Genomic DNA, 18,607 nt, shown 5'->3' with positions numbered 1-18,607 from the left:
TATGGGGGCTTTGACGAAAGCTGAGATGGCGGAACGTCTGTACGAAGAGTTGGGTCTGAACAAGCGCGAGGCCAAGGAATTGGTCGAGCTGTTTTTTGAAGAAATCAGACACGCTCTGGAAGACAACGAACAGGTCAAATTGTCCGGTTTCGGCAATTTTGACCTGCGGGACAAACGCCAGCGGCCTGGCCGCAATCCAAAAACGGGAGAAGAAATCCCGATCACGGCCCGCCGTGTGGTCACCTTTCGTCCAGGGCAGAAGTTGAAGGCCCGAGTTGAGGCTTATGCTGGAACCAAGTCATAACGACGAGCTACCCGTCATCCCAGGCAAACGCTACTTCACCATCGGTGAAGTCAGCGAGCTATGTGCGGTAAAGCCGCACGTGCTGCGCTATTGGGAGCAGGAGTTTCCTCAACTCAACCCCGTCAAACGTACCGGGAACCGTCGGTATTATCAGCGCCAGGATGTGCTGATGATCCGACAGATCCGTGCATTGCTGTACGACCAGGGTTTCACCATCAGCGGCGCACGCCAGCGTATGTCCGGCGATGAAGCCAAAGATGACACCACCCAGTACAAGCAACTGATTCGCCAGATGATCTCCGAACTCGAAGATGTGCTGGTGGTTTTGAAGAAGTGATTCAGGCTTTTAAAATACTTCCACATTTCAAAAGCTTGCGGTATATTCCTGATCGCTTCGTTGCGAAGCAAACCCAGTAACACGCCTAGTCGGGGCGTAGCGCAGTCCGGTAGCGCACTAGCATGGGGTGCTAGGGGTCGAGTGTTCGAATCACTCCGTCCCGACCATATTATTCAATGACTTAGCCCAATTTTCACCGGTTGGGCTTTTTCATGTCTGCGAAAAAACCCCTACTAAAACCCCTACCGCACCGTGGGCTGTTGTGGGCCCGAGGTTTTCGCGCCTCCGTGACCTTGTCTGGTCATTGTAAACCTGGCGCCATTTGACGTATAAATTTGATCAAATGGTGGGCATGTCTATGAGCACGGCAGTTCAGTCCCACGTCTCTGACGAGTCCGTGTTCGGGCGAATGGCGCGTTTCGCGTTTGTTGGATATTCAGTTCGCATCGGAGTCCGATGCCTTGCGTATCGTGGTTGCGGGCATTTCCACCCACAGCTACAAGCGCGTCGCCAGCAAGCTGAAGCTGTCGCTGTCACTGGTGGCGCCGGAGAGCACCATCCGACGCCGGTTGAGCAGCAATGCACGCTTTAGCGAGGCCGAGTCAGAGCGGGTCGTGCGTCTGACGCATGGATGTGGCGCCAGGGGCGTTGATGGGCGCATCGCCGGAGTTGCCGGTGGGCTGGCAGGCTAATGAACCGACTTCGCAGTCGGTCGGCAACCGTTGGTTGAATGAGAGCGTGGAGTTCCTCCTGCCAGTGCCGTCTGCATTGCTGCCGCACGCGACTAACTATCTGATCAATGCCGCTCATCCACAGGCGCAGACACACCTGAGCGAGATGCTAGAGCCGTTCTGGTTCGATAAGTGTTATCTGCGCTGACGACGGCTGGGCACAGCGAACATATTGCTGCGGCAAGGCAGCGTGCATGATTCCCATGTGCTGCACGACACTCCCCTGAAATGGCTGGCGTGAAGTTGATAGGCGTTGTCCCGGGCATGTCGATACTCCATTAGCACACCTGCCCTAATTGATCCTCGCTCAAGCCCACTATTAGAGTTTGAAGCGCAAGCCAATGTATTAATGATGGGAAGGGGAGTGAAGATGACTATAAAAAAGTACGTTTATACGACTGCTGCAGCCTGCCTGTTAGCGACTTCAAGCGTGCATGCGTCGTTCGCCACCAGTTGCCAGGATTCTCAGCCGTGGTACCACTTCAGCATGATTGAAGCGGCAACCTGTTGGCTCTCTGGCCAATGGTAACCGGGTCGCCCCCGCTGTGGTTCGGCGGGGAGAGCCCAGTGATCCCGCTCAAGTCGTGCCTTTCGGGCATTGCCCTCGATTGCGCTGACTTGAGTCATTAACATTTGCTTAAAACATCTCGCTGCCTCACCTGGCCTGACGCTGCGAGCGAACCGTTGCGCCTGTGATCACGTCTGTGCGAATGGCGGACGGTTGCCCAGCGTTGTTGCGTGCATAGCTGCATAGCGCGATTGGCAGCTCTGCTATATCAAGGAAAATGCCGTCCATGGCCAGGGCGTAGCGATCGTCGTCAATATCGCCACAGGTGGTGCTGATCGACGCGTTCACGCTGTAGTAGTAATGCTGGCTAAAACCGTTGTGCTGGGTTTCCCAGGCGATGTGATAGCGGTGCTTGAGCTGTGGTGCAGGTGCCGGGTTGGTCAGGAACACCGAATGGGTGAACACATTGCGCAGCAGCGCTTCGGTCAGCGGCTGCTCGGCCTTTTGCACCCCGAGTATGCATAGCACATGCGGCCCCAGCACTGGTCCAATGGGCTGGTTGATATAGGCCTCGTCAGAGGCGGCAGCCACTTGGTAGCCCTGCGTGCGTGCGCACTCACTGACGTCATTCACGGCCTTGAATCGGTAGAACGGTTCCTGGATCGAAAACCTCAGGTTCCAGGTCGGACGGGTAACCTGGTCGGCGTCGTCACGTTGTAAATGCACATAGGGTTTCAGGTTCCACGGCTCGTCCAGCGTGATGTCAACCGCCTTGAGCTGGCAGGTCGGGGTGTCGTTACGGAAAACACCGTCTACAAAGCAGTAGTACAAGTCGTTGGCGGGATAGCTGTAGTTGAATTTCGCGGCTTCGCATGCAGAGTTGTTCTGGCAACTGTTGAGAATGTCTTTCTGAATGGCAGACGCGACCTTGCTGATGATGCTGGTGATTTCATTGGTGTTCCGGTCCAGCATCGGACTGCCGGAGCTGCCTGGGCGCAGACCGTTGCAGCGGTTGCGCAAGGCGCTGGGGAACACGCCAGGATGCTCGGCAAAACTGTTGAGGGTCGACTCCACGCAGGCGCTCATGCGCAGGCCCTTTTTCAGAAAACCGGTCGGCGCTCCCACGTTGATCACTTCTCGATTCGACGTCTGCCGCTGGGAGGCCAGCTTGAGTGGCATGATCGCACCGGCCACCAGCACGCCCAGAGATGTATCCAGTTCGAGCACGGCCAGGTCAGTGCCCGCCATGCTGCTCCAATGTGCTGTCTTGACGGCGTAAGTGGCGCGCTGTTCGGGCGTGTCATGAAAGTAATTGAAGGTCACCTCGGCGGTGAATGCCTGGCGCACGCGCGCCGTACCGTAGCTGTAGAACACACAATGCCCGGCGGTCAGCACATAAGCCGGGCCGACGGCCTTACCCTGGCGATTGAGCGTGTCGAGCAGAACGGCATTGCAGGTCTGGCCTAAGGCGTTTTTCAGTGAGCCGATGCCGGTCCATTGCGGGTACCGTTGGTTTTTATTTTCAAGTGCCACGGAAGGTGACTGTTCCGTAAGTCCCTCGGCCAGGTCTCTGGCGTGGCTGGGCCAGACAGTGCCGAGCAACAGGAAATACAGGAAGACGCAGGCGGTGTGAGTAAGCGACATAAGGGGCCTCGACAAGGAAGTCATTGATTGGCTGAAATTACCCAATCAGGCCAAGGTAGAAGACGTACATGGCTATTGCGTAACCCTTGACGCGGGTGCTGGGGGCGGGTTGACGTTGAAGGTGTGAGCGATCTCACACTGAATTTGTAGCGCCCGTCACCAATTTTGTAACTCAATGTTGGTTCGCTGGAACCCCTGGCAGCACCGTCGTATAAACGCTGATGGCAGATGTGCTTTTCGCCCACCTTCTGTGGCCGTTCAGTTCGCATCTGTGTCTGTCGATCGGAGGTGTGCGATGCGCAAGTTGATCTTCTTCACTACACATCAAAAAATCACCTAAGCCTATGTTTTATATAGACTAGTCTGCGTTTTTACGTGTCGCCAGGTTGCCCGACGAACCGCTCTTAAACCCATGGGGTGCTAGGGGTAGAGTGTTCGAATCACTCCGTCCCGACCATATTATTCAATGACTTAGCCCAATCGGTAACGGTTGGGCTTTTTCATGCTTGAAAAATACCCCCACAATTACACCCACGGATATCTTGGATCTTGGTAGCGCTGCGTGTAAGTGTAGTTGGCTCCGAATTTGGCACCGCATTCGTCCACTGTCTACTTAGCTACTTGCTGTCAAACTGAAAGCTAGCTGTGCACGGTGAGCGTACGCCTCTCCAGAGGTTAGCGAATAGCGGGCCCACCCAAAAAACTCTTCTGAAAGCAGCGCCCACTCGAAGGAACGGACCCCGGTGAATCTCAACGACACCAGTTTCGAAGAACTGCTCAACGCTTTACATGACGGCGTCTACATTACGGATGGCGACGGCAAGACGCTGAAGGTCAATCAAGCCTATGAACGTCTGACCGGGCTCAGCGGTGCGGATCTCGTCGGCCGATCCATGCAGGAGCTGGTGAAGGAGGGTGTCATCTCGCAATCGGCCACCTTGCGGGTATTGCAGGGCGGGCGGCCGGTGTCGGTCATGCAGAGCCTGAGCCAGGGCAAGAAATTGCTCGTTAGCGCCACGCCGATTCTTGACGCTGGAAGGCGGATTTCATACGTGGTCAGTACCGTGCGCGACATGACGGAACTGCTGCGCATGAAGCATGAGCGTGATGAACTGCAACAGCTTAAACAACTGCGCAACAGCACCGCCAAACTTCATGCCGGCCAACGAGACAACCTCCTGCTTTCTCCCCTGATGGCCAATCAGGAAATGTCCGGTCGCGTTCTCTCGCTGGCCCGCCAGGTTGCCAGCAGCTCGGTCAAGGTGTTGCTCCAAGGTGAAACCGGCGTCGGCAAGACCCTCGTTGCGCAATTCATTCACAACGCCAGCCCGCGTGCCAGCGAACCCTTTCTCGCGCTCAACTGCGGTGCGCTGCCCGAGAACCTGATCGAAGCCGAGCTGTTTGGCTACGCTCCCGGAGCGTTCACCGGCGCAGGTCCAAAAGGCAAGCGTGGCCTACTGGAGCTGGCGCATCACGGCACATTGTTTCTAGACGAGATAGGTGATTTGCCATTGCCGGTGCAGGTCAAGTTGCTCAAGGTGATCGAAGAGAACCGCTTCATTCCTGTTGGGGCCTGGAGCTGAAGGAGGTCGATGTACGCATCATCAGCGCCACCCACCATGACCTCAAACAGCAGGTGGCGCAGGGGCGTTTTCGGGCGGACTTGTATTACCGGCTCAACGTGGTGCCGATCCACATTCCGGCACTGCGTGAACGTCGGGAGGAAATCGCGCCGCTGCTGCATTACTACCTCGACCGGTTCAATGCTCGTTACGAACGCCAAGTCCAATGGAGTCTCGAGGCCCTAGACTTGATGTGCGACTACGACTGGCCCGGCAACATCCGCGAGTTGATCAACCTTGTCGAGCGGTTGGTGGTGACCAATCAGACCGGGACTGTCGAGCCGCTCGATATGCCGGAAGAGATCCTCGACCTCAATCCACCCAGCACCTCGGACGCAGGCTTGCCGCTGCGCAAGGTGTTGGAAAATGCCGAGCGCAGTGCGATTCGTGCCGCGTTGCTTGCGCACAAGACCACGCGCCTTGCGGCCAAGGCACTGGGGGTGAGCCAAGCTACCGTGGTGCAGAAAATGAAACGCTGGGAACAGTCTGATTAGGATTCTGATCGGCTTCGGATAAATCGATCAGAAAACTAATCGGCACTGACCCAAAAAAGCCCTCCTGTTTTCGTGCGAGTCGCGCAGAGCCCCATGCCGCAGGGGCTTTGCGGGTATTGGCACGCCTTTCGCTATCTCCTGTGGCACGTCTTCCAATAAAACAACATCAACTGGACGAGCCCGATGAATATCTCTGCTTTCAAAATCGCTAATAAGTTGATTACCGGACCTGGTGCTGTCGAACAGCTTTGCGCGGAACTGACGCGCCTTGAGGTCAAGAATCCGCTGATCGTCACAGACGTCATCCTAGTGAACTCCGGCACCGTTGGCCTGGCCCTGGCGCAACTCGGCGATCGCCGTTACGGCATTTTCGATCAGGTCGAACCGGAACCTGAAGTGGCCATCGTCGAGGCGTGCACCCGCGCTTATCGCGAGGGTGGCCACGACGGATTGATTGCGGTGGGTGGCGGCAGTGCCATCGATATCGCCAAGGGCGTCGCGGCGTATGCCGGGCATGCAGGTCCGCTGAGCGAACTGTTCGGTGTCGACCTGGTGAAACGCAAAGGCCCTGTGTTGATTGCCATCCCGACGACCGCCGGGACGAGGCTCGGAAGTGACCAACGTCGCCATTTTTTCCGACAAGCAAGCGCAGTTGAAGAAAGGCATCGTCAGCGACTACCTGCTGCCCGACGTGGCCTTGGTCAGTCCGGCGATGACATTGACCTGTCCCCGCGGTGTGACGGCAGCCAGTGGTGTCGATGCGCTGGTGCATGCGGTCGAGTCGTATATTTCGGTGAACGCTTCGCCCATCACCGATGCCATCGCCCTGGGCGCGATCAAGCTGATCACCAAGGCGCTGCCGAAGGCTTATGCCAATCCAACCAACCTGCGGGCTCGGGAAGACATGGCCACCGCCAGCCTGATGGCCGGCATGGCGTTCGGCAATGCCGGGGTAGGGGCGGTGCATGCGCTGGCATACCCGCTGGGCGGGAGATTCAACATTGCCCATGGTGTCAGTAACGCCTTGCTGCTGCCGTACGTGATGGAGTGGAACAAGACCGCCTGCGTCGAGCGTTTTCGCGACATCGCCGAAGCCATGGGCGTGCGCGTGGCGAACCTGAACGACAACGAGGCGGCAGACCAGGCTGTCAAAGCCATGGCTGATCTATGTGCCGCCGTTGACATCCCGTCCGGCCTGCGCACTTTCAACGTGCCCGAGGATGCCATCCCGGCGATGGCGCAAGAGGCCAGCAAGATCGACCGCCTGATGCGCAACAACCCGCGCAAGCTCAGCGCCGCCGATATCGAGAAGATCTACCGCGCTGCGTATTGATCCGAAAAAGCCACGATTCCGGTGCCGCCGGAGCGTGCGCCCGCCATTACAAAACCAATAAAACAGGTGAACCGAATGTCTGACACTCCTGCGCAACGGAGCGAAAGCCCGTACATCCCGCTGGGCCCTTTCAAGGTCCGGCTGCCGTTTATCCACTACAAGATCGAGCTTCCAGATTATCTCCAGGGCTTGCTGATGTGCGCCGTGGACCTGGCTGCGATTCCGCTGATGACCGAACTGCTCGGCATGCCCTTCGAGGTCGCGCTTGCCGTCGTGATGCTCAACGGCCTGCTGTATCTCGCACACCATCTGCTCGGCGACCCGACCGTGCCGGGCTGGATCACCCCGGCAGTGCCGTTGTTGATGGCGTACTGTGCGCAGTTTCCAGTGGGCCCGGAGCGTGTCCACGCGTTGATTGCCTTTCAGTTGATGCTGGGGATTTTTTCAATCGCCCTGGGCGCGACCGGAATGGCGAAAAAGGTGGTGGAATACGTGCCCTCGGCGATCAAGTCCGGGATTATCGTCGGCGCCGGCTTGAGTGCAGTGATCGCAGTGTTCCAGGTCGGCGGTAAGTTCAATGTGCTGCCCTGGACCATTTCCATTGCGGTCGGCATCGCCTTCTATTTGATCTTTTCCCAGCACTTCAATGAGCTCAAGCAACGCAACCGTTTCTGGTGGAACTTCGCCAAGCTCGGCATCTTGCCGATCGTGCTGTTGGCCGTAGTGCTTGCCCCGTTGTTCGGGGAAGCGCCATGGCCAACCCTCCAGTGGGGCATCAGCCAACCGGATTTCGCCGGCCTATGGAACAACTACACGGTATTCGGCCTGGGCATGCCGCCACTGTCGATGTTCATCTCCGCGCTGCCGACCATGCTTGCGGCGTACATCATCGTTTTCGGTGACGTCCTCAGCGCGAAGTCGCTTCTCGACGAAGCAGAAACCGTCCGCACTGACGAAGTCGTCGACTACAACGCCGACCGCGCCCACCTGATCTTCGGTGCGCGTAACGCGTTCATGAGCATCTTCGGCCCGGACGTCGCCATGTGCGGCCCGAAATGGGCGGCGATGCTGGTGGTGGTAATCGAGCGTTTCAAAGGTGGGCCGAAAGCGATGCAGTCAATCATCGGCGGCGTCGGGTCGTTCCGCTGGGGCACCAACAGCGGTCTGCTGCTGTTGCCGGTCGTGACATTGGTACAGCCGATTCTCGGCGTTGCCCTGTCGCTGACGTTACTGATCCAGGGTTACGTGAGCGTGCGCCTGGGCATTCTTGAAGCCAAAAGCCAGCGCGACCTGGGTATCGCCGGCGTGATCGGCGCGGTACTGGCGATCAAAGGCGCGAGCTGGGCATTCGGGATTGGCGTTGTGTTGTGCTTGCTGATCTATGGCAAAAATTTCTTCAAGGGAGAGGTGGATGGGATATTTACCAAGGACCTGAAGGCTGCGCCTGTTAAAGATGCTGAGTCGGCCACGGCTGTTAAGCGGGGATTAGAAGAACCTATAGTTGAATGATAGGCGTAGCCGCTCACTGACATGAACATCCATTTAAAGACGTGTCGTCATTAAGCGAGCGCTTTATTGGGTTTTTGTGTGCTCTGATTGATAGGGGAAGCAAGGCGCACGGGTGTGCGCTTAATAACCACTGCAACTAAAAAGGAAAAACTATGACGACTTCAGTTCCTACTATGGAAGAACTATTGGGCGATGCTCCTTCTAATTGGGGCAGATGGGGCGCGGAAGATGAAGTTGGCTCTCTGAATTACCTGACTGCGCAGGAAGTCATGCGCGGGGTTGCGCACATTAAGACCGGAAGCGTATTTACCTTACAACGGATGATCGGCGATCCTGCTGGCGATCCAGTGTGGCCAGGCCGTACCCCGGCAGAACGTACGATGGTTCTTGATGAGTCGAGTTGGGACAATGATCATGGCCCTTGTTATCCGGGCGGCTTGCACTACGCGGATGACAAGATCGACGCGTTCCTGCAAGGATCCACGCAATATGATGCGCTTGGCCACCTTTGGTACGGCGGAAAAATATGGAACGGGTACGACGCGCGAACAACAGTGGGCGGCCTCGACAAGGCCAGTGTCGCGCCTATCGGCGAACGAGGAGTCGTCGGGCGCGGAGTATTACTGGATATGGCACGGCATCGCGGTAAGCGCATGCTGGATAAAGGTGAGACGTTCACTCATAGGGATCTTGAGGCGTGCGCAGAGGCTCAGGGCCATTCAATCGAGCCTCACGATATCCTGATTATCAGAACCAACTTTCTTCAAGCGTTCTATGAGCAGGGCGAAGCGTTTTATGACGGTTTCTGCGAACCAGGCCTTACGTATTCGCAGGAACTTGTTCAATGGTTTTATGATAAGGAAATTCCAAACCTTGTCACCGATACCATCGCCAATGAAGTGACGATAGACCCCGTATCAGGCGTGGCGCTGCCTCTGCACTGCGCTTTGATGCGTAATCTCGGTATCGCCTTTACGGAAATCTGCAACTTGGAAACGCTGGCTGAAAGTTGCGCTAAAGATGGGCAGTATACTTTTCTTTATGTGGCTGCACCGCTCAAAGTGCACCGCGCGACCGGGTCGCCGGTTAATCCGGTTGTGATCAAATAGTCATTTGTGCTGGGGCAGTTTAATCCTGCCTCAACATGATTGAAGCGCTGATATAAAGGTACTTGCCCGACACGTTATAACCCTGGCCGCAGGCAAATAACAGCCCGTGATCGGTGTGCTTCAAACAACTCCCGTTGGAGCGTTGCCTACACGGGCAAGTGCACATCGCCACGATGCACGATGTGCACTTTATTGCCATCCGGGTCGCGCAGGTAGGCGCCATAATATCCGTTTCCATAATGTGGGCGCGGTCCTGGCTTGCCCTCATCAATACCTCCAGCGCGAAGGCCAGCGGTATAGGCCGCATCGACTGCCTCCGGATGTGGCGCGGCAAAAGCCACCATGCTGCCATTTCCCGCGGCGGCCTTTTTAAGATTGTAGGGGCAGTAAACATAGAAGCGAGGCAGGGGATGGTCGGGGTTAACCCAGCATGCGGAAGGTGGCCCTCCATCAGGGCTTACAACCCGACGGCGAAGGCCCAGGGGAGTCAGTACCGCTTCATAGAAGGTAGCGGCCCTATCGAGATCGTTTGTCCCTACGGTGATATGACTGAACATCCTGTATTCCTGCTGACAAAGACGAGGCGTTATCGTGTCATTTTGTGGGCTGCCACGTATAGCCGGTGTTGTGTGGAACTGCGAGAGCGAGTCTCGGCCAGGCAATCGCAGGCGTGAAAGCCCCACTCAGTACTGCGCTGCGATTACCTGGGCCAGTTGCATGTCAGACATCAGTGGCGATGGGTAGGTGGCGCGATAGTAGTGAGACGCCTGCTCAAACTGAGCGCCGCGGATCTCACCATCAGAGCCTACAAATGCGAGCGCATCGCTCTTCGCTTTCTTCATCATTGATGGGCCATAAACGGTAAACGCTGTCGTCCCGCCGAGGATCATAGTGGGGACCAGGGTGGTAGCGGACAACGCTCTCTCGACCGGATTCTCGACGTACCACGCCATAGCGTCAGCGCTGATCGATAGCGTGATAACGGCTGTCAACGTCTTCCATAAACCCATTCTTCGATGCATCCATTGCGGTCAGAGGGCGCCACGAGATTAACGGGCATGACCAATAAACTAAAGTGAGCGCCTGCCTATTGGATTTCCGAGGCAAGATACTTGGCTTCAAGATCAAGAAGCTGACGGCTCCTGTTTTTTATACGCTTGGCCGGGACCCCAAAGTAGATTCCCCATTCCTCGGTCGACTTTGTGACCATTGACATAGCCCCAACAGAGCAACCCTCAGCCAGGTTTACACCGGGAAGTACGATGGAGTGGGTGCCAATAATGACGTGCCGACCAATATAAATGGCGCTCTTGGTTTCGGCCTTGTACTCGTTGGGAACGGTTGGATTGGTCAGTGTCTTTCCTGAATAGTCATCTGACTGAGCAAACACTTGGCAGCCATAAGCCAGTCCAGAAAAGTCTTCCATCGTCACACCTGGCTCGCCGCCGGCGACGTTGCTGAACACGGCAATGTGAACGTTACGCCCAAGTGTTACTGTCCCCGAGATCATGCAAAAGTCGTCGATTCGAGTGTTATCGCCAATTGAAATTCTGTCGCAGTTGTAGAGAGAGGCTTTATCGCTGATCTTTACATTCTTGCCGAGATGCTTGAAACCCATTTCCTTTAACTGAGCCTCTGTCAGAAATGCCATGTTGTTTTCTCCTCGGCGAAGTTAAAAATTGCCACTTTATACAGGATGAAAATGCTGAGCGCGAGCAGGTCGATGTGTGTGGTTGCACGCGCGAATATCTCGTGTGCCGGCGACCTATCAGTCTTTGGAGACTTTAAGAAGAGTGCAGACAGACCGGCCTTTCAGCAGCGCGCCCGGCGCCGTGATTGTTGTTTCTAGCGACACCTACTCTGCTATGGTGGCGCTCCTCTGATAGCAACGGAAGCCTCGAAGAATGGACTCATGGAAGATCCTGGCCATATCCGCAATGGTGTTGATCAACACGCCGGCGGTGTCCGGCGAAAACGTCAACCCTGTCGCTGCGGGGTTTATGATCACGACGTTCTTGCCAACCCTGGTGATTGGAGGCCTCACCTCCCTCACGACCGAGCCGCCAACGGTCTTCAAATCAGCCAAGACCGATGCGCTGGCGTTCATTGGCTCTGATGGTGAAATTCGTGGGGCACAGTTCGAGCAGGCTTCGCGGCACTATCGTTCCACCTATTCCCCACCGCTGATGTCGGATGCACAACTTGCCCAGGCGATAGCTTTGTCCTTCTGACGCTGCGCCGCGATTGAAAACGCCTTCCAAAGACACGCGCGGCGTGGCCAAGGCGGGTGCCATCTCTGCGTCCACACCGGGGGATCACAACGCCAAAGGGTTGAGTAAGGCCGGGGCGTCGGTTTCAAAAAAATCTCACTGATTCGCGACGTCTGCCGCACGCGGCTTTGAGCAAACGGGCGCCCTGTAAAGAGCGCCCGTTTTCATTTATTTCCCTCGCGCTCGCAAGCGTGGCCGCCGGCAAAGTCGACATTGGCCTGGCGCAGCGCGTCACTGCGCGCCCAGCGACACCCACCCCGCCAGGGCCACCAATGCGGTATTCAAGCAGGCCAATGCAAAGCCGAAGCGCACCAACTGACCTTCTTCCTCCGCGGTGGTCATTGGTCTCTGAATCGAGGTTGTTTTCGGTAAGTTTTTCTCACCCCCGTCGCTTCTGTGTACCCCAGGTGCAGCAGTGCGACTGCGTTGTTTGCCCAGTGCCCCAACGTGAAGTGGTTCAAGACCCTGCTGGCGCTGGACCGGGTCAACGTCGGCCTGGAAACCCCAGTGGGTTGAAAAATAATCGTCGAAGCCTGTCCCTTTTTTTCACCTCGCCTGTCATTCCAGGCAAGTGAATAAAATCGAGAGTTTCCTCCCATGCCCGCCGTCCTCCCCCTGCGCTTGCGCCCGTTGCTCAAACTGAGCCTGATGCTGAGCCTCAGCGCCAGCCCACTGTTCGTCCCTTTCAGTTTTGCCGAAGACAGCGCCGCCCGGCGCAGCTACCAGGTGCCGGCCGGCAGCCTGAGCGCGGCGTTGACCCGGTTTGCCGGGCTGTCGGGGGTCAACCTGTCGGTGGACCCGGCGCTGGTCAGCGGGCGCAGCAGCAGCGGTCTGACCGGCGAATACGGCGTGGAGGAGGGCTTCGCGCGCCTGCTGCAAGGCTCCGGCCTGCAACTGCAACCCATGGGCGCGCAAGCCTACACGCTGGTGCCGGCGCCGCAGGGCAGCAGCCTGGAACTGGCGCCTACCGCCATCCTCGGCACCACCGGCCTGTACGATGGCGATACCTATGCCGGTGGCCAAGTGGCGCGCCGTGGCTCGCAAGGTTTGCTGGGCACGCGAGACTTCATGGAAACGCCGTTCAGCATGACCACCTACACGGCGGACGCGGTAAAAAACCAGCAGGCACGTACCCTCGGCGACCTGATCGCCAGCGACCCGTCGGTGCGCGCCACCAACCCGGCCGGTGGGCGCTATGAGCAGTTCACCATTCGAGGCTTCAGCCTGTTCAACAGTGATGTGTCGTACAACGGCCTCTATGGCGTACTGCCGACCTACACCATCGACATGGAAATGGCCGATCGCGTCGATATCTTCAAAGGGCCCACCCAGTTGATCAACGGCATCTCGCCGCGCGGCAGCGTGGGCGGCGGCATCAACGTGGTGCCCAAGCGCGCCACCGACAAGGACATCACCTCGTTCACCGGCACCTGGGCTTCCGACAGCCAGGCGGGCGGCGCGGTGGACGTCGGCCGACGCTTTGGCGAAGACAATAAGTTCGGCCTGCGTTTCAACGGCGTGAAGCAGTCCGGCGATACCGAATGGGACCACCAGAGTGTCGACCGCGAGATGGCCGTGCTGGGCCTGGATTTTCGCGGCGAACGCCTGCGCCTTTCCACCGACATCGGCCGCACCGAGCGTGACACCGATGCCCCGCAGGAGCGTGTACAAGTGGCCGCCGCCGCACCGGTACCCAGCGCCAACGATGTGCGCCGCAATTACGCGCAATCCTGGAGCAAGGCACGCACCAAGGACACCTTCGGCACGGTGAATGCCGAATATGACCTCAGCGATTCGGTGATGCTCTATGGCGGTGTCGGCGCGCGCAAAAGTAACCATGAGTTCCTGCGCCACGCCGTGTCGGTGGCCAATGCGGCCGGCGCGTTCAGCGTGCAGCCCCGGGATTTCACCCGCGATGAAAACGTGCAGACCGCCACCGCCGGCGTGCGCAACTGGTTCCACACCGGGCCGGTGAGCCATGAGGTCAACCTGGCGGCCAGCTACTTCTACATGGACTTCACCAACGGCGGCGCACGCTATACCAATTCGACGAGCAATCTGTACAACCCGGTGCAAACCCCGACGCCGTCTACGATCACGCGCCGGGACGCGAAGGTGTACACCGAGAACAAATTCAGCGGCGTGGCACTGTCCGACACCCTGGGCTTTTTCGATGACCGCCTGTTGCTCACCCTCGGCGCGCGCTGGCAGCGCGTGGCCGTCGACGACTGGAGCGATGGCATCAAGGGCGACACCAACTACGACGAAGAAAAGGTCTCTCCGTCGGGCGGGCTTCTGTTCAAAGCCACCGACGCGCTGTCGCTGTATGCCAACTACATGGAGGGGTTGAGCCAGGGCAAAATCGCACCGTCCACGTCGAAAAACGAAGACCAGATCTTCCCGCCGTTTATCAGCCGCCAGATGGAAGTGGGCGCCAAGTACGACGCCGGCGCCTTCGCCGTAACCGCCGCGGTGTTTCGCATCAAGCAGCCGGCTTACGAAACCAACGCCACCACGCAGCTGTTCGGCCCCAACGGCAAGCGCCAGAACACCGGTGCGGAGCTGAGCGTGTTCGGCGAACCGCTCAAGGGCATGCGCTTGCTCGGCGGTGTGATGTATATCGACAGCAAGCTCAAGGGCACCACCAACGGCACCTTCGACGGCAACCGCGCCCCGGCCACGCCCAAGTACAACGTCAACCTGGGTGCCGAATGGGACGTGCCGACCTTCGAAGGCCTGACCCTGACCAGCCGCGGCATCCACTCCAGTTCGCAGTACCTGGACCAATCCAACGTCAAGCAAATCGATGCCTGGAACCGCATCGACGTCGGCGCGCGCTATGCCTTCAACGTGGACGACAAACACATCACCTTGCGCGCGAATGTGGAGAACGTCGCCGATAAACGCTACTGGAGTTCGGCGGGCGCGTCGGATGACAGCGAGCCGGGGCTGACCTTGTCGACGCCGCGCACCTATCTGCTGTCGGCCACGGTCGACTTCTGACCGATGTACACAGGCCAAATCAGCGGGTGATCGAGCGGCAAAGTGCCTAGGCGCACTTCACCGCCAGCACATAGGGGCGTGCGGCGTACGCCTGCATCGCAAGGCAGCGTCCCCTATCGCGCAAGGCTGAGCTTTATTTGCGGCCCCCGTCAATTTGGATAGGGTGCAACCCAGCCATCAAGGACTTTCTCATGAGCGATCTGCCCCCCAAGACCCGCCGCGCGCCCAAAGGTGAAAAACGCCGCGAAGAGCTGCTGGACGCGGCCTTGCAGGTGTTTTCCCTGGAGGGCTACGGCGGCGCTTCAATGGCCCAGGTGGCCGGGATAGTCGGCATTTCCGTGGCCGGGTTGCTGCATCATTTTCCCAGCAAAATCTCGCTGTTGATGGGCGTGTTGCAGCGGCGCGATGAGGTCAATCAACGGATTGCCGATGAAGTGCGCGCAGAGAAATCCCTCAACGGTTTGCTCGGCAGCCTGCGGGCGATCAATCGTTCCAATGCCACGGCGCCGGGCGTGGTGCGGGCATTCAGTATTTTGAATGCGGAGAGTCTGTTGGATACCCACCCGGCGTGGAGTTGGTTCCAGGTGCGCTACGCGGCGATTCACCAGCGCCTGCAGGGTCAGTTCGCCGAACTGGTCGCGGCCGGAGAGGTGCGCGGCGATGTCGACATCGCCGGGCTGGTGGAAGAAATCCTGGCCATGATGGATGGCCTGCAGATCCAATGGCTGCGCTTTGCGGAACAGGTGGACCTGGTGGCGCGCTTCGATACCTACCTTGCGCGGGTCGAAGCGGCAATCAGAACCTGAGCCGAACACCATTCAAATGTGGGAGGGGGCTTGCCCCCGATGGCGGCGGGTCAACTGATACACCTGTGACTGACCCACCCTCATCGGAAGCAAACCCCCTCCACCCTAGACCGCGCCAGCATCAGTTACCGGCAGCGCTGCCTTGGCTGCTGTCGTAACCATCACCGTCACCGGTGCCGCTGTCACTTTCATCCTGATGCAGTACGCCGCCGGTCTTGACCGTGGACTCACGCAGGGTCGAATTGAGGGCCGAGCGCGGCAATGGGTTGCTGGTGGTGGTCGACAGTTCCTGGCGGAACGGGTTGACCAGCCTGGCGTTCAGGCGAATGTCCTGGGACGAGGCGCCCACCGACAGAGTGAAGCTGTCGGCGTCCACCACCCATTGCTTGCGCTTGACGTCGTAGTAGGCCAGTGAGCGATCGTTGAGCTCGATCGTCACGCGCTTGCTCTCGCCAGGTTTCAGGAACACCTTCTTGTAGCCTTTGAGTTCCTTGAGCGCGCGCTCGACTTTCGGCGCGTTCTGGCCCACGTACAGCTCGGCGACTTCGGCGCCCGCCACCTTGCCGGTGTTGGTCAGGTCGAACGACACCTTGATCGGCGCGCCCGCCACCGCGACCCCTGGGGTCACACTGATGTTGCTGTAGCCGAAGGTGGTGTACGACAGGCCGTAGCCGAACGGGTAGAGCGGCTTGATGCCTTTTTTCTCGTAACCGCGATAGCCCAGGAACAGGTCGTTCTTGTAGCTCATCGTGGCCAGGGTTTCCTGATTGTCGAATGTCGGGAAGGTCGCGTAGGTCGGGTTGTCTTCGATGTTGCGCTCAATGCTGATCGGCAACTTGGCCGATGGGTTGACCTTGCCCAGCAGGATCTCCGCCAACGCCTGGCCGCCGTTCTGCCCTGGGTAGAACGCATGCAGCGCGGCCGGCACCTGGTCGATCCAGTCGCTCATCTTCAGCCCGGTGCCGCCGTGCAGGGTGACGATGGTGTGGGGGTTGACCCTGGCGATGCTCTGGATCAATTGGCCCTGGAATTCCGGCAGGTCGAATCCGTGGTCGAAGCCTTCACCTTCGTACTCATTGCTGTTGCCTGCGGCCACCAGCACGGCGTCGTACTTGGCCAGGTCCTGTGGCGCAACCAGCGACGCCCAGCTCATCTGCACGCCCACCAGGCCGCCCATGGTCGAGAGGTAGCCGTTGCGGCGCGAATAGTCCAGCTTGATATCGACCGGTTGGCCGGCTTGCAGATTGACCTTGGCGAACACCGGGATGGTCGGCGGAATGCTGTTGTTGGGCAGTGGTTTGCCGTCGCCGTTGTCGAGGACTTTCTGGCCGTTGACGTAGAGGCGCACGGCACCGTCGGCGCGTACCTTGAACACCTGCTCGCCGCTGACGGTCGGGGTGATTTGGCCGCTGTAGCGGATCGAGGTGGCGGCGGTGTCACCGTTCACCGGCAGGCTATCGGTGGACCAGTCCAGGTCGACATGGTTGTCGGTGCGGCTGGCGGCCGGGTCACCGGACCAGTTGCTGTTGCTGAAGAACTCAGTCTTCAAGCCTTTGACACGGTTGCCATTGCTGTCGGCATGGGTCCAGCTGGAGCTGGCCGGGTCCAGGGACAACCCGTCGATAAACTCGACCTTGGCCCCCGGCGCCAATTGCCGCAGGCCGCTCAGCTCGCTGATGTAATTGGCCGCCATCACGTTCGCGCTGCCGAAACCGGTCGGTGGGGCGTACTTGGCCAGGTTGCCGACCACCGCGATGGTCTTGACCTGCTTGGCGTCCAGCGGTAACAGGTTGTTCTGGTTCTTCAGCAGCACAATGCCTTCGCGCGCCGCGTTCAGGGCCACGCGGTTGCTGGTGGCGCTGTTCATGTTGTGGCGGGTCAGCGGCGCCTTGCTGTCGAACGCGTACAGGTAGATCTGCTTGAGGATGCGGCGCACCTTGTCATCGAGAGTCGCGCTGCTCAGCTCGCCGCTGTCCAGGTACGGCTTGAGCACCGTGCTGTTCATCTGGTAGCCCATCATGTCCAGGTCGGTGCCGGCCTGCGCCGCCGGCAAGCCGTTGACCACTGCGTTGTAGTCGCTCTGTACGAAGCCTGGGTAACCCCACTCGGTCTTCAGGATGTCGTGGATCAGGTGCGCGTTTTCGCAGGCGAACTCGCCATTCACCTTCTGGAAGGCGCACATCATCATGGCGACTTTGCTGTTCTTCGAGGCGGACTCGAACGATGGCAGGGTCATCTCGCGCAGCACCCGCTCGCTGATGCTTTCATCGAGGTGGAAGCGGTTGCTTTCCTGGTCGTTGGCCGCGTAGTGCTTGGCGTTGGCCCACACCCCGCGCGACTGGATGCCATTGATCACCGCCGGCCCCAGGCTGGCGCCGAGAAACGGGTCTTCACCGGACAAGTACTCGAACGCACGGCCGCTGTACGGCATGCGGTACAGGTTCATGCCGGGGCCGGTGACGAACTGATACCCGCCGCTGGCGGTGTCATAGCCCAGGGCGCGACCCAGGTCAATGGCGCGGCGCGGGTTCCAGCTGGCCGCCAGGTTCGGGCCGGACGGGTACACCACGCCCTGGGCATTGCCTTCGCTGGTGTAGCGCACGCCGACGCCGCCATCGGCGCCGTGGATCTGCGGGATGCCGTACCGGCTCAGCGGCTTGACGTCCCAACCGCCGGTGCCGCCGATGTAGGCGAGTTTTTCTTCCATCGTCATCTTCGCCAGGGTGTTATCCGCGGCTTTTTCCGCACGGTTCACCCGGCCTTCATCCAGCGCAGGGCTGGTGGCTGCCTGCACGTGGGACACGGCCAGGGCCAGCAGGGCGAATGCCGACTGTGCACCGATCATCTTGCGTTTACTCATGGGTACTCCGACAACTCTTCGTTGAAAAATGCGACGTCACGCGTCACTTTTTCGTGGGCAATAGTTCACCTTGATCG

The 18,607-nt window shown here is 58.7% G+C and carries 14 protein-coding genes, 1 tRNA gene and 2 pseudogenes; 12 read left to right on the top strand and 5 right to left on the bottom strand.

Annotated features, from left to right (window positions below; all coding sequences use genetic code 11):
- Position 1: 1 nt before the first annotated feature.
- From ihfA to AB4O25_RS08935, 5 genes are all read left to right on the top strand, one after another.
- Positions 2-304, top strand: coding sequence for an integration host factor subunit alpha (gene ihfA, locus AB4O25_RS08955; protein WP_002553164.1), 303 nt, complete (start codon positions 2-4; stop codon positions 302-304).
- Positions 285-641, top strand: coding sequence for a MerR family transcriptional regulator (locus tag AB4O25_RS08950; protein ID WP_003174972.1), 357 nt, complete (start codon positions 285-287; stop codon positions 639-641). The genes ihfA and AB4O25_RS08950 overlap by 20 nt, the downstream gene beginning before the upstream one ends.
- A 90-nt stretch (positions 642-731) precedes the next feature.
- Positions 732-808 (top strand) — tRNA-Pro (locus AB4O25_RS08945).
- Between the two features lie 294 nt (positions 809-1,102).
- On the top strand, positions 1,103-1,333 hold the full coding sequence (locus AB4O25_RS08940; RefSeq protein WP_460150771.1) for a hypothetical protein: 231 nt from the start codon (positions 1,103-1,105) through the stop codon (positions 1,331-1,333).
- Entirely contained in the window at positions 1,269-1,520 is a 252-nt protein-coding gene (locus tag AB4O25_RS08935; RefSeq protein ID WP_460150770.1) for an RES family NAD+ phosphorylase, read from the top strand. Before AB4O25_RS08940 ends, AB4O25_RS08935 begins: the two co-directional genes overlap by 65 nt.
- Before the next feature lie 507 nt (positions 1,521-2,027).
- On the opposite strand, the gene AB4O25_RS08930 is transcribed toward AB4O25_RS08935, so the two are convergent.
- On the bottom strand, positions 2,028-3,524 hold the full coding sequence (locus AB4O25_RS08930) for a trypsin-like serine peptidase (protein WP_068933790.1): 1,497 nt from the start codon (positions 3,522-3,524) through the stop codon (positions 2,028-2,030).
- 743 nt (positions 3,525-4,267) lie between these two features.
- On the opposite strand from AB4O25_RS08930, the pseudogene AB4O25_RS08925 reads away from it, so the two are divergent.
- The 4 genes and pseudogenes from AB4O25_RS08925 to AB4O25_RS08910 all read left to right on the top strand — a co-directional run bounded on the left by AB4O25_RS08925 (position 4,268) and on the right by AB4O25_RS08910 (position 9,591).
- Positions 4,268-5,640 (top strand): annotated as a pseudogene (locus tag AB4O25_RS08925) (sigma-54 interaction domain-containing protein).
- Positions 5,641-5,823: 183 nt separating this feature from the next.
- Positions 5,824-6,973, top strand: a pseudogene (locus AB4O25_RS08920) (iron-containing alcohol dehydrogenase).
- 75 nt (positions 6,974-7,048) lie between these two features.
- Positions 7,049-8,482, top strand: a complete 1,434-nt coding sequence (locus tag AB4O25_RS08915; RefSeq protein ID WP_460150769.1) for a hypothetical protein — start codon at positions 7,049-7,051, stop codon at positions 8,480-8,482.
- Between the two features lie 152 nt (positions 8,483-8,634).
- Positions 8,635-9,591, top strand: a complete 957-nt coding sequence (locus AB4O25_RS08910) for a cyclase family protein (RefSeq protein WP_020379909.1) — start codon at positions 8,635-8,637, stop codon at positions 9,589-9,591.
- Between the two features lie 146 nt (positions 9,592-9,737).
- Here AB4O25_RS08910 and AB4O25_RS08905 read toward each other — a convergent pair whose 3' ends face one another.
- The 3 genes from AB4O25_RS08905 to AB4O25_RS08895 all read right to left on the bottom strand — a co-directional run bounded on the left by AB4O25_RS08905 (position 9,738) and on the right by AB4O25_RS08895 (position 11,242).
- Positions 9,738-10,148, bottom strand: a complete 411-nt coding sequence (locus AB4O25_RS08905) for a VOC family protein (protein WP_080598144.1) — start codon at positions 10,146-10,148, stop codon at positions 9,738-9,740.
- A gap of 126 nt (positions 10,149-10,274) precedes the next feature.
- Positions 10,275-10,601 carry a DUF2388 domain-containing protein gene (locus AB4O25_RS08900; protein ID WP_017528219.1) on the bottom strand — a complete coding sequence of 109 codons (327 nt, stop codon included), beginning with the start codon at positions 10,599-10,601 and terminating at the stop codon, positions 10,275-10,277.
- Between the two features lie 77 nt (positions 10,602-10,678).
- Positions 10,679-11,242, bottom strand: coding sequence for an acyltransferase (locus AB4O25_RS08895; RefSeq protein WP_068937397.1), 564 nt, complete (start codon positions 11,240-11,242; stop codon positions 10,679-10,681).
- A 253-nt stretch (positions 11,243-11,495) separates the two neighbouring features.
- On the opposite strand from AB4O25_RS08895, the gene AB4O25_RS08890 reads away from it, so the two are divergent.
- The 3 genes from AB4O25_RS08890 (at position 11,496) to AB4O25_RS08880 (ending at position 15,670) form a co-directional block, all read left to right on the top strand.
- On the top strand, positions 11,496-11,822 hold the full coding sequence (locus AB4O25_RS08890) for a DUF2388 domain-containing protein (protein WP_026067284.1): 327 nt from the start codon (positions 11,496-11,498) through the stop codon (positions 11,820-11,822).
- Between the two features lie 636 nt (positions 11,823-12,458).
- Positions 12,459-14,864 (top strand): TonB-dependent receptor, encoded by a 2,406-nt coding sequence (locus AB4O25_RS08885; protein WP_267864589.1) that lies wholly within the window; start codon positions 12,459-12,461, stop codon positions 14,862-14,864.
- A 191-nt stretch (positions 14,865-15,055) separates the two neighbouring features.
- Positions 15,056-15,670 (top strand): TetR/AcrR family transcriptional regulator, encoded by a 615-nt coding sequence (locus AB4O25_RS08880; RefSeq protein WP_065877620.1) that lies wholly within the window; start codon positions 15,056-15,058, stop codon positions 15,668-15,670.
- A 121-nt stretch (positions 15,671-15,791) separates the two neighbouring features.
- Here the strand turns inward: AB4O25_RS08880 and AB4O25_RS08875 are convergent, their stop codons facing one another.
- The gene (locus tag AB4O25_RS08875) at positions 15,792-18,530 is read right to left on the bottom strand and encodes a beta-glucosidase (RefSeq protein WP_068937398.1); all 2,739 of its coding nucleotides are present in this window, start codon (positions 18,528-18,530) and stop codon (positions 15,792-15,794) included.
- Positions 18,531-18,607: the final 77 nt, after the last annotated feature.

The organism is Pseudomonas sp. S3_A03 (assembly GCF_054668275.1).
Note: the sequence above shows the minus strand (reverse complement) of the source record. Positions and strands in the feature narration are given on the sequence as shown.

What these genes read in the sequence shown, in the direction of transcription:
- ihfA (WP_002553164.1), top strand. Translation starts at nt 2, where the DNA reads ATGGGGGCTTTGACGAAAGCTGAGATGGCGGAACGTCTGTACGAAGAG.
- AB4O25_RS08950 (WP_003174972.1), top strand. Translation starts at nt 285, where the DNA reads ATGCTGGAACCAAGTCATAACGACGAGCTACCCGTCATCCCAGGCAAA.
- AB4O25_RS08935 (WP_460150770.1), top strand. Translation starts at nt 1,269, where the DNA reads ATGGATGTGGCGCCAGGGGCGTTGATGGGCGCATCGCCGGAGTTGCCG.
- AB4O25_RS08930 (WP_068933790.1), bottom strand. Translation starts at nt 3,524, where the DNA reads ATGTCGCTTACTCACACCGCCTGCGTCTTCCTGTATTTCCTGTTGCTC.
- AB4O25_RS08915 (WP_460150769.1), top strand. Translation starts at nt 7,049, where the DNA reads ATGTCTGACACTCCTGCGCAACGGAGCGAAAGCCCGTACATCCCGCTG.
- AB4O25_RS08910 (WP_020379909.1), top strand. Translation starts at nt 8,635, where the DNA reads ATGACGACTTCAGTTCCTACTATGGAAGAACTATTGGGCGATGCTCCT.
- AB4O25_RS08905 (WP_080598144.1), bottom strand. Translation starts at nt 10,148, where the DNA reads ATGTTCAGTCATATCACCGTAGGGACAAACGATCTCGATAGGGCCGCT.
- AB4O25_RS08900 (WP_017528219.1), bottom strand. Translation starts at nt 10,601, where the DNA reads ATGGGTTTATGGAAGACGTTGACAGCCGTTATCACGCTATCGATCAGC.
- AB4O25_RS08895 (WP_068937397.1), bottom strand. Translation starts at nt 11,242, where the DNA reads ATGGCATTTCTGACAGAGGCTCAGTTAAAGGAAATGGGTTTCAAGCAT.
- AB4O25_RS08890 (WP_026067284.1), top strand. Translation starts at nt 11,496, where the DNA reads ATGGACTCATGGAAGATCCTGGCCATATCCGCAATGGTGTTGATCAAC.
- AB4O25_RS08885 (WP_267864589.1), top strand. Translation starts at nt 12,459, where the DNA reads ATGCCCGCCGTCCTCCCCCTGCGCTTGCGCCCGTTGCTCAAACTGAGC.
- AB4O25_RS08880 (WP_065877620.1), top strand. Translation starts at nt 15,056, where the DNA reads ATGAGCGATCTGCCCCCCAAGACCCGCCGCGCGCCCAAAGGTGAAAAA.
- AB4O25_RS08875 (WP_068937398.1), bottom strand. Translation starts at nt 18,530, where the DNA reads ATGAGTAAACGCAAGATGATCGGTGCACAGTCGGCATTCGCCCTGCTG.